The following is a 14,382-nucleotide window of genomic DNA, read 5'->3' as shown; positions in this document are numbered from 1 at the left end:
CCGTCGCGGACACCGCGCTGCATCACGCGCCGCGGCCGCACCGTCGGTAGCGTCCGCCCGTATGAACCGGACCGCTCAGCCGCTGGACGCGGATGTGCTGCGCACGTCGCTCGTCGGCCCCTGGGCTCAGCTCGACGTGGTCGAGCGCACCGGCTCCACCAACGCCGACCTGATGGCTGCCGCGGCCGCAGGCGCCCCGGACCGGTCGGTGCTCGTCGCGGAGTACCAGGAGTCCGGCCGAGGCAGGCTCGCCCGCACCTGGGTGGCCCCGCCGGGGTCCGGCATCACCGTGAGCGTCCTGCTGCGTCCCACCGGCGTCCCGCCGTCGCGGTTCGGCTGGCTGCCGCTGCTCGCCGGGCTCGCCGCCCTCGACGCGGTCCGGGAGCTCACCACCGCTCCGGCTGGGCTGAAGTGGCCCAACGACCTGCTGCTCGGCCCGGGGTACCGGAAGGTGGCGGGGATTCTCGCCGAGGTCGCCGACCACGCGCGCCCCGCCGTCGTCGTCGGGATCGGGCTGAACGTGGTGGGGTCACCCCCCGACCAGCCCGGTGCCACGTCGCTGGCGGCCGAGGGTGGCCCGGCCGACCGCACCGCCGTGCTCGTGGCGCTGCTCCGGCGGCTGGCCGAGCGGGAGGCCGAATGGCGCGATGGCCGTGGCGACCCGGACGCCACCCGGCTGCGCGCCGACTACCGGTCGGGGTGCGCGAGCCTCGGCTCCGAGGTGCGGGTGGAGCTGCCCGGCGGCACGGTCCTCACCGGCATCGCCGAGGACGTCGACCGGGACGGCAGGTTGCTGCTCCTCGACCCGGCGGGCCACCGGCGGGCCGTCGCGGCGGGCGACGTCGTACACCTGCGGCCTGCCGACTGAGCAGTACCGTGGCTGGGTGGCCTACCCGGACGAGCTCCTCGTCGAGGGCGAGCAGGTCGTGATGCACAAGCACCCGCACTGGAAGATGGTCGTCGTCCCGGTGCTGGTGCTGCTGCTGGTGGTTGCGGTCGGCACGTTCCTCGCCGCGGTGGTGCGTGCGCAGACCTGGGCCCCGTGGGCCTGGCTGGCGCTCGCCGTCCTCGCGCTGGCGCTCGTCGTCCGGTTCACGGTGGTGCCGGTGGTCCGCTGGCGCACCACCCACTTCGTCGTCACCACCCGGCGGGTGCTGGTGCGGGAAGGCGTGCTGTCGCGCCGGGGCATCGACATCCCGATGAGACGCATCAACAGCGTGCAGTTCCGGCACACGATCTTCGAACGGATCCTGGGCTGCGGCACGCTGGTGATCGAGTCGGCGTCGGACGAGCCACTCGAGTTCGACGACGTTCCGGGCGTGCAGAGAGTGCACGCGATGCTGTACCAGGAGCTGGCCGACACCCAGGCCTAGGAGCGCGCACGGATCGGCAACTGATCCGTGCAGGATTCGGCACGCCCCCCTCCGGTGCCCCGCAGAGACTGGCGGCAGAGCCGAGAAGACGGGGGCACCATGTTCGAGGAGATCGAGTTCGACGCCGAGGGCGTCACGCTGCGGGGCCGGTTCCACCCCGCCGATAGCGGGGCGCAGTCTGCTCCGTGCGTGGTCATGGCGCACGGCTGGGGCGGCACCATCAGGCACTTCATCGACGACTTCGCCGAGGTCTTCGCAGCCGCGGGGCTGGCCGTGGTGCTGTACGACCACCGCGGCTGGGGCCGGTCCGACGTCGCGGCGGGAAAGCCGCGCCACGAGGTCGACCCGTGGGAGCAGATCCGCGACTACCAGCACGCGATCACCTACGCGCAGAACCGGCCGGACGTGGACGCCGGGCGGATCGGGGTGTGGGGCACGAGCTTCTCGGCCGGCCACGCCTTCGTGGTGGGCGCGATCGACCGGCGGGTCGGTGCGGTGGTCGGGCAGGCCCCGTTCATCAGTGGTTCCCGCGAGCTGCGGGCACTGGTCCGCGTCGACATGGTGGCGCCGACCCGGGAAGCCTTCGCGGCCGACCGGCGGGCCCGGTACCGGGGGGAGGCGCCCGCCGTGGTCCCGCTGGTCGCCGAGGACCCCTCGGTACAGGCGGGCCTCCCGTCCCGCTCGGCCTACGAGTACTTCTTCGCGCCGGGCGGCGCCGCCGAACGTGACCCGGAATGGGCGAACGAGATCACGCTGCGCAGCGTCGAGTACCTCGCCGGCTACGAGCCGGGGTGGTACGTGCCGCAGATCTCCCCGACCCCGGTGCTGATGGTGGTGGCCCCGGCGGACGACGTGGCCCCCGGCGACTGGGCGCTCGAGGCCTACGAGCGGGCCTTGCAGCCCAAGAAGCTGGTGACCGTCCCCGGTGACCATTTCGCCGGGTACCGCGGCGCGGGCGCACAGATCGCGAGCACGGCGGCGCGCGACTGGTTCGTCGACCACCTGCTGAAGCGGTCCGAGGGCTGAGCCGCCGGGCGCCGATCACCTGCCCCGTCGCCGTCGTACCTCGCTGGGCGGCATCGCGTAGCGGTCGCGGAACAGCCGGCTGAAGTGCGCCCGGTTACGGAAGCCCCACCGGAACGCGATGTCCCCGACCGAGCCGGACGTGTCCGCCAGTTCGGCACGGCAGCGGGCGAGCCGCTGGTGGCGGATGTGGGCGGCCGGTGTGGTGCCGAGGCCGTCGAATGCCGAGTACAGGTTGCGCACCGAGACGGCGTGCGCCGCCGCGATCGTGGCCGGCGACAGCGCCGGGTCACCGAGGTTGTCGTCCACGTACTGCAGCACCCGTTCCCGCAGGTCCCGTCGCGAGTGGCGGGCGAGCTCGCCCCGTCCCGGGTCGAGCAACCTGACCAGCTGCACGGTCAGTGCCGCTGAGGCGGCGCGCGCCCCGTCGTCCATCCCCGTGAGCTCGGTGCTGAGCAGGGCCAGCAGCCCGACCAGCGCGGTCGGAACCGGCGCGGTGCGGGACGGGAAGGCCAGGAACCTGCCGCGGAACCCGGGCAGCGCCGCGGCGGCGACCGCGCGCGGCAGGATCAGGGTGCGCTTGTGGAGCGGCTCGATCACCTCGTAGCCGACCGGCGCGTCCCCGTGCCAGAGCAGGAGATCGCCGGGCCCGATCACCGCGGACTCGTGCCCGAGGTCGACGAGTTCCCGCCCGGACACCACGTACTGCAGGCCGACCACGTCGCAGGCGGAGACGGCGACCTGCCGGCGGCTGCGGACCCCTCGGTGCGGGGAGGCCCGCGTGTCGACCAGCGTCAGGTCCCCCAGGTGGTGCTCGCGCACCTCCGCGGAGAAGGCCTCGACCGGGGGCTCGGACAGGTCGACGGCGAACGGCAGGTGCGTCGCGCCGAGTACGTCGCGCCAGGCTTCGAAGCGGGAGCCCGGTGGGCACCCGGTGGAGGCCCATCTCCGATCGCCGGGCCCTGTGCTGCGGCTCACGTCCGGCTCTCCCACGAACGTCGAGACTACGGCCGGGCGGGCCGGGCGGCCCGCGGTTCCGGCCTTTTCGAACGACTGCGTCGTTCGGGCGGCGTGTACGTTGACCCGCCCGCCGAGGGCCACGAAGCTGCGGGGATGAGTGGTGCTGGACGGCCCCGCGAGCTTCCGATGGTCGTGCGTGATCCCACGCTCCCCGACCACGTCACGATCTACGAGGTCGGGGCGCGCGACGGGCTGCAGAACGAGTCGACGGTCGTGCCCGTCGAGGTGAAGGCCGAGTTCCTGCAGCGGCTGGCGCGTACCGGCCTCCGCGTTCTCGAGGCCACCAGCTTCGTGCACCCGAGGTGGGTGCCGCAGCTCGCGGACGCCGCCGACCTGCTGCGCCGGATGGTGCGCGTCGACGGCATCGACTATCCGGTGCTGGTGCCCAACGAGCGGGGCCTCGACCGCGCGCTGGCCGCGGGCGTGCGGCACATCGCGATCTTCGCCAGCGCCACCGAGACGTTCGCGAAGCGCAACCTCAACCGCACCCTGGACGAGCAGTTCGACATGTTCGCCCCGGTCGTCGGCCGGGCACTGGCGCGGGGGCTCCGGGTGCGCGGCTACGTGTCGATGTGCTTCGGCGACCCGTGGGAGGGCGCGGTGGCGCCGTGCCAGGTGGCCGCGGTCGGACGCAGGCTCGTCGAGATGGGGTGCCACCAGCTGTCGCTGGGCGACACGATCGGCACCGGCACGCCGGGCCACGTCAGCGCCGTGCTCGACGCGTGCGTGGCCGGCGGGGTCCCCGTCCGGCAGCTCGCCGTGCACTTCCACGACACCTACGGGCAGGCGCTGGCCAACACACTGGCCGCGTTGCGCCACGGGGTCACCACCGTGGACGCGAGCGCGGGTGGGCTCGGTGGCTGTCCCTACGCCGAGTCGGCCACCGGCAACCTGGCCACCGAGGACCTCGTCTGGATGCTCGACGGCCTGGGCATCCGCCACGGTGTGGATCTCGACGCGCTCGTCGCCACGAGCACCTGGATGGCCCACCACCTCGGCAGGCCGTCACCGTCGCGAGTTGTGCGCGCGCTGGGCGGTCCCTGACCGACAGAGGAGCTGCGCTTCCCGGTCGGCATGCCTACGGTCGGGAGGACTGTCGTCGACGACTGGAGTCCGCTCGTGACACGACTGCGTTTCGGCACCTTCCTGGCCCCGTTCCACCCCGCGGGGGAGAACCCGACCAGCGCCCTGCAGCGCGACCTACGGCTGGTCCAGCATCTCGACGACCTCGGCTACGACGAGGCGTGGATCGGCGAGCACCACTCCGCCGGCTCGGAGATCATCGCGTCACCGGAGATCTTCATCGCCGCCGCGGCCGAGCGCACGCGGCACATCAAGCTCGGCACCGGGGTGACCTCGCTGAGCTACCACAACCCGTTGTGGGTGGCCGAGCGCATGGTGCTGCTCGACCACCTCACGCGCGGCCGCATCATGCTGGGGGTCGGTCCGGGCTCACTGCCCACCGACTCCGCGATGATCGGCCTGAACCCCACCGACACGCGCGAGCTGCTCGAGGAGAACCTCGACATCGTCATGCGCCTGCTGCGCGGCGACGAACCGGTGAACGCGACGACCCGCACCCACACGCTGGTCGACGCCCGGCTGCACCTGCGCCCGTACTCCGACCCGCTGTTCGACGTCGCGGTCGCGGCGGTCGCCTCGCCGACCGGGCCCCGGCTCGCCGGCCGGTACGGGGTCGGCCTGCTCTCCATCGGCGCCACCCTGACCAAGGAGGGCTTCGACGCGCTGGCGCACCACTGGGGCGTCATGGAGGAGCGGGCCGGGGCGTACGGCACCGCCGTCGATCGTCTGAAGTGGCGCCTGGTCGGACTCATGCACATCGCGGAGACCCGCGAGCAGGCGTACAAGGACGTCGAGCACGGCATCGAGCAGTGGTTCCGCTACTTCCAGAAGGTGGCGGCGTTCCCGCAGATGGCCGTGGCGGGCGGCGACGTCCGGGAGATGATCGACTTCGTCAACGAGGCCGGTATCGGCGCCATCGGTACGCCCGACGACGCCGCAGCCCAGGTGCAGAAGCTCGTGGACCAGTCCGGTGGTTTCGGCGCCATGCTGCTGATGGCGCACGAGTGGGCCAACCCGGACGCGACCCGGCGGTCCTACGAGCTCATCGCGCAGCACGTGATGCCGAGGTTCCAGGGCCAGGCGCAGGCCACGCTCGACGCGAAGGCCCGCGCCACCGAGACCCGGGAGGGGCACGCCGAGCAGCAGAACCAGGCCGTCGCCCACATGACGGAGAAGTACCAGAAGGAGCTCGCCGACCGCGGCTGACGCGGCCCCCGGAGTTGCAGCAAAGCCACTTTCACGCAACCAGATGGCATGAACGTGGCTTTGCTGCAACGGGGGCGGGCGCCGGGCGGCGGGGCTACTGCGCGTCGCGCGTGCCGAACATCCCGGTGAACGTGCTGCTGTAGACCAGTTCGTCGCCGCGGTGCAGCAGCGCCCGCAGCCGCACCAGCCCCAGCCCCGGGCGGCTGCGGGAGCGCCGCGCCTCCAGCACCTCCATGGTCGCCCGCAGCTCGTCACCCGCGAAGACGGGTGCCGGCCAGCGGATCTCGTCGCCGCCGGGGGAGCCGACGGACGTGGCGCGCGCCAGCACGCCGTCGGCGTAGGCGCGCATCCAGAGCGCCGCGGTGAACCAGCCGGATGCCGCCAGGCGGCCGAAGATCGACGCCGCCCCAGCCTCCTCGTCGACGTGGAACGGCTGGGGGTCGAACCGGCGGGCGAACGCGAGCATCTCGTCCCGGTCCACGACCGTCGTCCCCAGGTCGAAGACCCGGCCCGGGGTGAAGTCCTCGTAGGCGAGCTCGGTCACGGGTTCCGCTTCTCCCTGCCGATGATCGCCAGCGCGTCGTCGTGCAGCCTGCCGTTCGAGGCGATCCCGTCCCCACCGGCGGGCGTCGCCACCCCGGCGAGGTCGGTGAGCGCGCCGCCCGCCTCGGCGAGGATCGGCAGCAGCGCGGCCAGGTCCCACGTGTTCGCGATGACGTCGACGGCGAGGTCGAGCACGCCCTCGGCGACGAGGCAGTGCTGCCAGAAGTCACCGAAGGCGCGGCTCTCCCAGCAGGAGTCGACGAGGCGCAGGTAGTCCTCGCGGCGTCCCAGCTCGGCGAACGTCGTGATGTCGGTGGTGGAGACGTACGCGTCGGCGAGGTCCGTGACGCCGGAGACGGTGATCCGGCGCGGCGGGGCGCCCGGGGCGTCGGTGGTCCACGCGCCGGCACCGCGGGCCGCCCACCAGCGCCGGCCCAGTGCGGGCGCGCTCGCGACCCCGACGACCGGCTCGCCGTCCACGGCGAGGGCGATCAGGCTGCCCCAGACGGGCATGCCGCGCGAGAAGTTCTTGGTCCCGTCGATCGGGTCGAGCACCCAGCCGCGGCCGGACTCCGGCACTCCACCCCCACCCTCCTCACCGAGGACGGCGTCGTCCGGACGTTCCGCTGCGAGGGTGCGGCGGATGGCGTCCTCGGCCGCGGTGTCCGCGTCGGTGACCGGCGTGCGGTCCGGCTTGCGGGTGACCCGCAGGTCGGCCGCGCGGAACCGGTCGAGGGTGATGGCGTCCGCGGTGTCGGCGAGACGCAGGGCGAGCTCGAGATCGCTGTCCACAACGGAGAGCCTGCCTCACCCGCCGGTGACGCCGAGGTTCGCTCCCGCGGCACGGCCGGCCGGTGACCGTCGTGAGCTCGCCGGTGACGGAGTGAGCGGGGACGCGGGGCGTGCCGCGGCCCGATTGTCGGACAGCCCGACCAGAAGGTGCATAGACTGGGGCTGTGACCACCGTCCTGTTGGCTGAGGACGACGCCGCCATCGCGGAACCTTTGTCGCGCGCACTGCAGCGCGAAGGTTACGACGTGGACGTCGCCGTCGATGGCGCCGCCGCGCTGGAGCGGGTGCGGCTCGGGCAGGTCGACCTGCTCGTTCTCGATCTGGGTCTACCCGGGATGGACGGGTTGGAGGTGTGCCGCAGAGTGCGGCTCGACGCCCCTGACCTGCCGGTTCTCATGCTCACCGCGCGCACCGACGAGGTCGACTTCGTCGTCGGGCTGGACGCGGGGGCCGACGACTACGTCGGCAAGCCGTTCCGGCTCGCCGAGCTGCTGGCGAGGGTTCGGGCGCTGCTGCGCAGGCTCACCCCGGAGTCGGTGGAGGTGGGCGGCGTACGCATGGAGCTGTCCGGGAGGCGGGTGCTCGTCGACGGGGCCGAGATCGGCCTCGCCAACAAGGAGTTCGAGCTGCTGCGCGTGCTGCTGTTGCGCGCCGGCCAGGTCGTCACCCGCGAGGAGATTCTCCGCGAGGTCTGGAACGACCCGGAGATGAAGACCTCCAAGACCCTGGACATGCACATGTCGTGGTTGCGCCGCAAGATCGGCGGTGAGCGCCGGATCGCTACTGTGCGCGGCGTCGGTTTCCGGTTCAACCACGACTGATCGGTCCCTGCGTTGCGTCGCCGCATCCTGCAGTCCACATTGCTCGTCGTCGCCATCACCGCGCTGGTGCTCGGCGGGCCGCTCACCATCACCACCTGGCGGCTCGTCGAGGACTTCACCCGCGGCGAGCTGACGTCCAGCCTCGAACGGGTCGCCGGGCGGCTGGACGCCACCCTCACCGGCGCCAACGGGGACTTCTCCAACGTCGACATGCGGGCGCTCGAGCTGGCCATCCCGGCGGGCGGTCGCCTCGTGCTGCAGCAGGCCGGTCAGCCGCCGCACGTGATCGGCCCCGACGTGGGGGCGAACCCCGTGTCGGAGACCATCCCCTTCGGTCCAGGTGGCTCGATCACGCTCGAGGAGCCACACCTGGTCCTGCGTGCCGAACAGGTGCAGGTCACGCTCGTCGTCGCGTTGCTGGTGGTGCTCTCGGTCGCCACCGGAGCGGTGGTGGCCACCGTCACCGCCCGGCGGCTGGCCGAGCCGCTCCGCGGAGTCGCCGACCGCGCGGCCCGGCTGGGCGCCGGCGACTTCCGCTCCGCACCCGAGCGGCACGGCATCCCCGAGCTGGACGCGGTGTCCGACGTCCTCGACACCTCGGCCACGGCGCTCGCGGAGCTCGTGCAGCGCGAGCGCGCGCTCGTCGGTGACGTGTCTCACCAGCTGCGCAGCCGGCTCACCGCACTGCAGCTACGGCTCGACGAGCTCACCCAGCATCCCGACCCGAGCGCGCGCCGGGAGGCACTGGCCGCGCTGGAGCAGGCCGAGCGCCTCTCCGCCGTGCTCGACGAGCTGCTCGAGGCCGCCCGCGCGGCCCGGGCGGCAGGAGCGCAGCTGCAGGACCTGCGGGAGGGCCTCAGCACCGTCGCGGACGAGTGGCGGCCCGCTCTGCGCGCCGCCGGGCGGTCGCTGAAGCTGCGGGTGCCCGCCGGGCTGCTGGCGCGGGTGACGCCCGCCCGGATCCGGGAGGCGGTCGGGGCGCTGGTCGAGAACGCGATCCAGCACGGGGCCGGCACCGTCACGCTCAGCGCACGGGCGGCGGAGAACAGCCTGCTCATCGAGGTCAGCGACGCCGGAGCGGGGGTGCCGGAGGAGCTGGTGCCCCACGTCTTCGACCGCGGGGTCTCGGTGGGGTCGTCCACCGGGCTCGGGCTCGCGCTGGCCCGGGCACTCGTCGAGGCCGACGGCGGGCGGCTGGAGCTGTCCCGGGCCCGGCCGCCGATGTTCACGATCTTCCTGCCGGTGGCGCGGGCGGACGCCGTGGTGGGCACGCCGCTGCCGGTCTCCTCACCACCGCGCTGACCGCCCCGGGGGCCTCCCCCGGGGCGGCCTCAGCTCGTGGGGACCTTGCTGCGCGCGTTCTCGTCGGGGAAGACGAACCGCCGGAACGCCCACCAGCGGAACGCCATGCCGGCGAGCACCCCGATGATCTGGCCGCTGACGAAGTCGGCGATCTCCTGCGTCAGGAGGCTCACGTCCGGCACCTGGAGATCGAGCACGTAGCGCGATATCGCCAGCGGGGCCGTGTAGACCACCACGCCCACACCGCTGATGATGAAGAACAGCGCGGCCTCGTGGTGCCGGTCCCGGCCTCCACGCGTGCGGAAGGACCACTCGCGGTTCAGGACATAGGACACGATCGTGGCCACCAGCACCGAGATGATCTTCGCCGTGATGGGCTTGTCGCTGAGAACGGTGCTCTTGAGGAACAGGAAGATCGCGGTGTCGATCACCCAGGTCGAGCCGCCGACCACGGCGAACTTCACGAGCTCGCGATGCTTGACGGCGACGTCACGGTAGGGCTGCGGGATGGCTGCCAGCACCGACTCGACCATAGGCACCTGCTCGATCGTGCCAGACGCCGAGAGCGCGGCGCCCGCAGGTAGGCTTCCCGCATCGTGGACCCGTCCGTTTCCCGCCCCCTTCCCGTCGTCGGCATGATCGGCGCCGGGCAGCTGGCCCGCATGACCCACCAGGCCGCCATCGCGCTCGGCCAGTCGCTCCGGGTGCTCGCCGAGCGCCCCGGCGACCCCGCCGCGCTGGTGTGTGCCGACGTGCACAGCGGAGCCGCCGCCGACCTGACTGCGGTGCGCGAGTTCGCGCGCGGCGCCACGGTGGTCACCTTCGACCACGAGCAGGTGCCGCAGGAGATCCTCCGCGCGCTCGTCGACGCGGGTGTCACCGTGCACCCGCGCCCGGACGCGCTGCTGCACGCCCAGGACAAGCTGGTGATGCGGCGCAGGCTCGCCGGGCTCGGTGCTGCCGTGCCGCGGTTCGCCGAGGTCCGCGACGCGAGCGACGTCGCGCGTTTCGGCGCCGAGCACGGCTGGCCCGTGGTGCTCAAGGCCGTCCGCGGCGGGTACGACGGCCGCGGCGTCTGGATGCTCGACGCCCCGGCCGAGGACCTGGTCGCCGAACTGCTGGCCGCCGGCACGCCGCTGATGGTCGAGGAGGCCGTCCCGATGCGCCGCGAGCTGGCCGCGCTCGTCGCGCGCTCGCCGTACGGCCAGGCGGCGGCGTGGCCCGTGGTGGAGACGGTGCAGGAGCAGGGCCAGTGCGTCCAGGTCCTGGCGCCCGCCCCCGGCCTGGACGAGGACGTGGCCGTCACGGCGCAGGAGCTCGCCCTGCGCATCGCGGCGGAGCTCGACGTCACCGGCCTGCTGGCCGTCGAGCTGTTCGAGCGCACGGACGGCGCGCTGGTCGTCAACGAGCTCGCGATGCGCCCGCACAACTCCGGGCACTGGACGATCGAGGGCTCCCGCACGTCCCAGTTCGAGCAGCACTTGCGTGCGGTGCTCGACTACCCGCTCGGCACGACCACGCCCACCGCTCCCGCCGTGGTGATGGCCAACGTGCTCGGCGCCGCCCAGCCGCCCGCCATGAGCACCGACGAGCGGCTGCACCACCTCTTCGCGCGGTTCCCCGACGTCAAGGTGCACCTGTACGGCAAGGAGGAGCGGCCTGCGCGCAAGGTGGGCCACGTGACGGCGCTGGGCGCCGAGATGGACGTCGTGCGCCGCCGGGCCGCGCTGGCCGCGGCGTGGCTCTCCACCGCCGAGTGGCCCGACGGGTGGTCGCCCCACACGGGGACGGTCGAACGGGAGGTGCAGCATGCCTGAGCCACTGGTCGGCGTGATCATGGGCAGCGACTCGGACTGGCCGGTGATGGAGGCCGCTGCGCTGGCCCTCGCCGAGTTCGACGTGCCGTACGAGGTGGGCGTGTACTCCGCCCACCGCACCCCGCAGCGCATGCTCGACTACGCCACCGCCGCGGCCGGCCGCGGGCTGCGCGTGGTGATCGCCGGTGCCGGTGGGGCCGCGCACCTACCCGGGATGGTCGCCGCGGCCACCCCGCTGCCCGTGATCGGCGTGCCGGTGCCGCTCGCGAAGCTCGACGGGCTCGACTCGCTGCTGTCGATCGTGCAGATGCCCGCCGGGGTCCCGGTGGCCACCGTCGCGGTGGGCGGCGCACGCAACGCCGGCCTGCTCGCCGTCCGGATCCTGGCGGCCGGTGACCCCGAACTTCTGGCCCGGATGGAGCGGTTTCAAGCCGAGCTGGCGGAGTCCGTCCTGGCCAAGGACACGGCCCTGCGGGCCGCCGCGGGGCAGGGCTGAGGACGCCGAAAATCCCGTGGCGCGCTGCCGCTTCCCGCACGTAGGGTGGCAGTACACGTGAGAGGAGGTGGTCCAGCGTTGATTAGCTACAGGACTCGTGAGGTGGCTGTCCGCTAGCACCACAGGACTCGTTTCGACGGCCAAGTGGAAGCCGGTGTGGTGCCGGCGAATTCCAGGCAGTCACCCGTGATCCCCGGGCCCGAGCCCGTCCAGCTCGGCTTGCGCACCCGATGGTGCGGCCCGGGGATCACGCACGTCCACGTCCCTCACGAGCTCGGCACGAGGGCTGCGGGGCGTCCTGCTCGAACCTGGTCGGGACATGCCGGACGGTCAGCTGACCCGCTCGATCGCCGTGGACCGTTTCCCGTCGATCGTCACCACGACCGCCCCGAGGGTCATGGGGCCGTCGGCGAGCTCGTACGGCGGGAGATCCGTGACGTCCTCGCCCCGCAACGTGGCCACCCAATGCGCCGGGGCGATACCGGTGACGCCGCCGAGCCGTCCGGTCATCCCCACGTCGGTGACCAGCGCCGTGCCGCGGGGGAGCAGGTGCAGATGGTGGGTGGCCTCGTGGGTGTGGGTGCCCAGCACGGCGGCCGCCTGGCCGTCCACCGCATAGGCGAACGCCTGCTTCTCGCTGATCACCAGGCCGTGGAGGTCGACGATGGTGGCCCCCTGCCGATCGACGGCCTCCCAGGCCGGCCAGAGCGGGCCGACATGCCCCGGGTGGTCGAGCCAGCGCTGGAACATCGGCTGGGCCTCCACCACGGCGGATCTGCTCATCATGTTGACCACCGTGATCGCGTGGTCCCGGACACCCAGCGTGATCGAGCCCTTGCCGGGAACGCCGGCGGGCATGTTCGCCGGGCGAAGCACGCGCGGATGCGCCAGTACCCGTTCCACCTCGGCGACCTCGCCGTCCCACGCGTGGTTTCCGCTGGTGATGACGTCCACCCCGGACTCGCAGAGCCGTCGCACGATGTCCTGGCTCATGCCGAAACCCGTGCGGATCCGCGGTCCGCTGCGCAGTGCATTCTCGGCGTTGACCACGACAAGATCCGCCCGACGCTCCCGGCGGAGCGTCGGAACCCGCTCGCAGACGTAATCGACTGCATCGGGTCCGACGACGTCTCCCAGAAAAAGCACGCGCGACATGTCCCGTCCTTACTTGTTGTCGAGTTTCCGACGAGTCTGCTGATCGGGGCGAATCACGGAAACGGGCGAGGAGTCGCCCCGCAAATCGCATCCACCGTAGGCGCAACCGGCAGCCTCTGGGATAGATAGTCATCACCACAGTATGGCCTCGGCCACTCCGGGGAACCGGACCGAGTTGTCCGGGCTTCGGTCGGTGCAGTTTCACCGGAGTTCACCAGAGTGTCACGCCGGGTCAGCATTACCGTCGGAGAGCTTCTTGGAATGTTGACGTCGGCCGAGTTGTGCCTGGAGTATGGAGCTACAGATGCTGCGATCAGTCCGCCGTGGCCGGACGGTGGTGCCGGTGATATCCGACCCGATCGAGGAAGCGCTGGACGATGCACCATTGAGCCTGTTCCATTTCAAGGCGGCGATCACGGCGGGTGCAGGTTTCTTCACCGACGCATACGACCTCAACGTCATCGGTACGGTGATGTTGCTCGTGAGACCACAGTTCGGGCTCGACGCGGGCCAGGTGGCGGTGGCCAGCAGTTCCGCGTTGCTGGCCACCGCGATCGGTGCGTTCCTCTTCGGACGGTTGGGCGACCTCCTCGGCCGGCGCCGGATCTACGGGCTCGAAGCAGCGATCATGGTGGTCGGCGCTCTGCTGTCCGCCGTCTCACCCAACTTCACGTGGCTGCTGGTCGCCCGGTTCATCCTCGGTCTGGGCATCGGGGGCGACTACCCCGCGTCCGGCGTGATCATGACGGAGTACGCGAACCGCTTCAATCGAGGCAGGTTGGTAGGCCTGTCGTTCGCGTTCTACGTCCTCGGGCAGATGACGGCGTATCTCGTGTCGTTGCTCATCCTGGCCGCGGGCACGCCATCAGATCTGGCGTGGCGCATCATCCTCGGCTTCGGCGCGATTCCGTCGATCATCGTGCTCTGGAACCGCAGGCACATGCCCGAATCGCCGCGTTGGACGTTGCGGGTGGCGGGGGACCGGGAGCGGGCGGCCGACGATCTCTCGGCGTTCTCGGAGCGAAGCGGGATCGGTGTGGTCTCCCGCCCGGCTCGCGTGAAGCTCTCATTGAGCGACATGCTCCGGAACAGGATCTTTCTCCTCACGCTCGTGGGCACCGGGGTGAGCTGGTTCTTCTACGACGTGGCGTCCTACGGCAACTCGGTGAGCCAGCCGCTGCTGATCAAGAGCATCTCGCCGGCCACCGACAACGTGACGAACGTGGCGATCAACGCCCTGCTGGTGGTCTGCTTCGGAGTGACCGGTGCGCTGGTCGGGCTCGCCCTGATCGACCGTATGCGGCGAACCACGTTGCAGATCTCCGGGCTCTGCCTGTGTGCGGCCTCGATGCTGCTGATCGCCGCGATCCCGGGCCTGACGGATACGGTCGCGCCATTCGCGGTGGTGTTCGGGCTGTCCCTGTTCGGTTCCGCATTCGGCCCGAATCCGGGCCTGATTCTGTTGAGCGCGGAGTGCTACCCGACGGCGGCGCGGAGCACCGGCCACGGGATCTCCTCCAGCCTCGGCAAGGTGGGGGCGTTCCTCGGCGCTTTCGTCGCACCGCTCGTGCTGAGCGCCTACGGCCTGAGGGTCACCACGTTGCTCGCAGGTGTGTGCTTCGTGCTGGCGATTCTCGCGACCCTGGTGCTGCGGGACCCGTCCGGCGTGCCACTGGACGCCGCCAGCGCGGAGATGGAGGGGGGCCTCCGCGGCACCAGTGGCTGAGGCCCTGTGACCGACCCAGGAGGAA

General features: G+C 71.9%; 15 protein-coding genes. 10 read left to right on the top strand and 5 right to left on the bottom strand.

Annotation, left to right across the window (positions count from 1 at the left end):
* The first annotated feature begins 61 nt into the window (after positions 1–61).
* The 3 genes from ACQPZA_RS31780 to ACQPZA_RS31770 all read left to right on the top strand — a co-directional run bounded on the left by ACQPZA_RS31780 (position 62) and on the right by ACQPZA_RS31770 (position 2,399).
* On the top strand, positions 62–868 hold the full coding sequence (locus ACQPZA_RS31780) for a biotin--[acetyl-CoA-carboxylase] ligase (RefSeq protein WP_433275743.1): 807 nt from the start codon (positions 62–64) through the stop codon (positions 866–868).
* Positions 869–884: 16 nt separating this feature from the next.
* On the top strand, positions 885–1,373 hold the full coding sequence (locus tag ACQPZA_RS31775; protein WP_433275742.1) for a PH domain-containing protein: 489 nt from the start codon (positions 885–887) through the stop codon (positions 1,371–1,373).
* 99 nt (positions 1,374–1,472) lie between these two features.
* Positions 1,473–2,399 (top strand): alpha/beta hydrolase, encoded by a 927-nt coding sequence (locus tag ACQPZA_RS31770; RefSeq protein WP_433275741.1) that lies wholly within the window; start codon positions 1,473–1,475, stop codon positions 2,397–2,399.
* 15 nt (positions 2,400–2,414) lie between these two features.
* On the opposite strand, the gene ACQPZA_RS31765 is transcribed toward ACQPZA_RS31770, so the two are convergent.
* Positions 2,415–3,374, bottom strand: coding sequence for a helix-turn-helix domain-containing protein (locus ACQPZA_RS31765; protein WP_433275740.1), 960 nt, complete (start codon positions 3,372–3,374; stop codon positions 2,415–2,417).
* 135 nt (positions 3,375–3,509) lie between these two features.
* Between ACQPZA_RS31765 and ACQPZA_RS31760 the strand changes: the two genes are divergently transcribed.
* Together ACQPZA_RS31760 and ACQPZA_RS31755 are read left to right on the top strand one after the other, a co-directional pair.
* Complete coding sequence (locus ACQPZA_RS31760; protein WP_433275739.1) at positions 3,510–4,460, top strand: hydroxymethylglutaryl-CoA lyase; 951 nt, start codon at positions 3,510–3,512, stop codon at positions 4,458–4,460.
* A 75-nt stretch (positions 4,461–4,535) separates the two neighbouring features.
* Positions 4,536–5,705, top strand: a complete 1,170-nt coding sequence (locus ACQPZA_RS31755; protein ID WP_433275738.1) for an LLM class flavin-dependent oxidoreductase — start codon at positions 4,536–4,538, stop codon at positions 5,703–5,705.
* A gap of 94 nt (positions 5,706–5,799) precedes the next feature.
* Here ACQPZA_RS31755 and ACQPZA_RS31750 read toward each other — a convergent pair whose 3' ends face one another.
* Positions 5,800–6,249 carry a MaoC family dehydratase gene (locus tag ACQPZA_RS31750; protein WP_433275737.1) on the bottom strand — a complete coding sequence of 150 codons (450 nt, stop codon included), beginning with the start codon at positions 6,247–6,249 and terminating at the stop codon, positions 5,800–5,802.
* Positions 6,246–7,040, bottom strand: coding sequence for a histidinol-phosphatase (hisN, locus tag ACQPZA_RS31745; protein WP_433275736.1), 795 nt, complete (start codon positions 7,038–7,040; stop codon positions 6,246–6,248). Before hisN ends, ACQPZA_RS31750 begins: the two co-directional genes overlap by 4 nt.
* Before the next feature lie 164 nt (positions 7,041–7,204).
* Between hisN and ACQPZA_RS31740 the strand changes: the two genes are divergently transcribed.
* Entirely contained in the window at positions 7,205–7,861 is a 657-nt protein-coding gene (locus ACQPZA_RS31740) for a response regulator transcription factor (RefSeq protein WP_169398598.1), read from the top strand.
* 12 nt (positions 7,862–7,873) lie between these two features.
* Positions 7,874–9,163, top strand: a complete 1,290-nt coding sequence (locus ACQPZA_RS31735; protein WP_169398597.1) for an ATP-binding protein — start codon at positions 7,874–7,876, stop codon at positions 9,161–9,163.
* 29 nt (positions 9,164–9,192) lie between these two features.
* Here ACQPZA_RS31735 and ACQPZA_RS31730 read toward each other — a convergent pair whose 3' ends face one another.
* The gene (locus ACQPZA_RS31730; RefSeq protein WP_211174843.1) at positions 9,193–9,696 is read right to left on the bottom strand and encodes a GtrA family protein; all 504 of its coding nucleotides are present in this window, start codon (positions 9,694–9,696) and stop codon (positions 9,193–9,195) included.
* 63 nt (positions 9,697–9,759) lie between these two features.
* Here ACQPZA_RS31730 and ACQPZA_RS31725 point away from each other — a divergent pair, with 63 nt between their 5' ends.
* Together ACQPZA_RS31725 and purE are read left to right on the top strand one after the other, a co-directional pair.
* A complete protein-coding gene (locus tag ACQPZA_RS31725; RefSeq protein WP_433275735.1) occupies positions 9,760–10,980 on the top strand; it encodes a 5-(carboxyamino)imidazole ribonucleotide synthase in 1,221 nt (406 codons plus the stop codon).
* On the top strand, positions 10,973–11,476 hold the full coding sequence (gene purE, locus ACQPZA_RS31720) for a 5-(carboxyamino)imidazole ribonucleotide mutase (protein ID WP_433275734.1): 504 nt from the start codon (positions 10,973–10,975) through the stop codon (positions 11,474–11,476). The genes ACQPZA_RS31725 and purE overlap by 8 nt, the downstream gene beginning before the upstream one ends.
* 330 nt (positions 11,477–11,806) lie before the next feature.
* Here the strand turns inward: purE and ACQPZA_RS31715 are convergent, their stop codons facing one another.
* Positions 11,807–12,631 carry a YmdB family metallophosphoesterase gene (locus ACQPZA_RS31715; protein ID WP_433275733.1) on the bottom strand — a complete coding sequence of 275 codons (825 nt, stop codon included), beginning with the start codon at positions 12,629–12,631 and terminating at the stop codon, positions 11,807–11,809.
* Between the two features lie 304 nt (positions 12,632–12,935).
* Here ACQPZA_RS31715 and ACQPZA_RS31710 point away from each other — a divergent pair, with 304 nt between their 5' ends.
* On the top strand, positions 12,936–14,357 hold the full coding sequence (locus ACQPZA_RS31710; RefSeq protein ID WP_433275732.1) for an MFS transporter: 1,422 nt from the start codon (positions 12,936–12,938) through the stop codon (positions 14,355–14,357).
* Positions 14,358–14,382: the final 25 nt, after the last annotated feature.

Source organism: Pseudonocardia xinjiangensis (genome assembly GCF_050948425.1).
Taxonomy (GTDB): domain Bacteria; phylum Actinomycetota; class Actinomycetes; order Mycobacteriales; family Pseudonocardiaceae; genus Pseudonocardia; species Pseudonocardia xinjiangensis.
The sequence above is the reverse complement of the archived record's forward strand: the minus strand, read 5'-3'. Positions and strand labels throughout refer to the sequence as shown.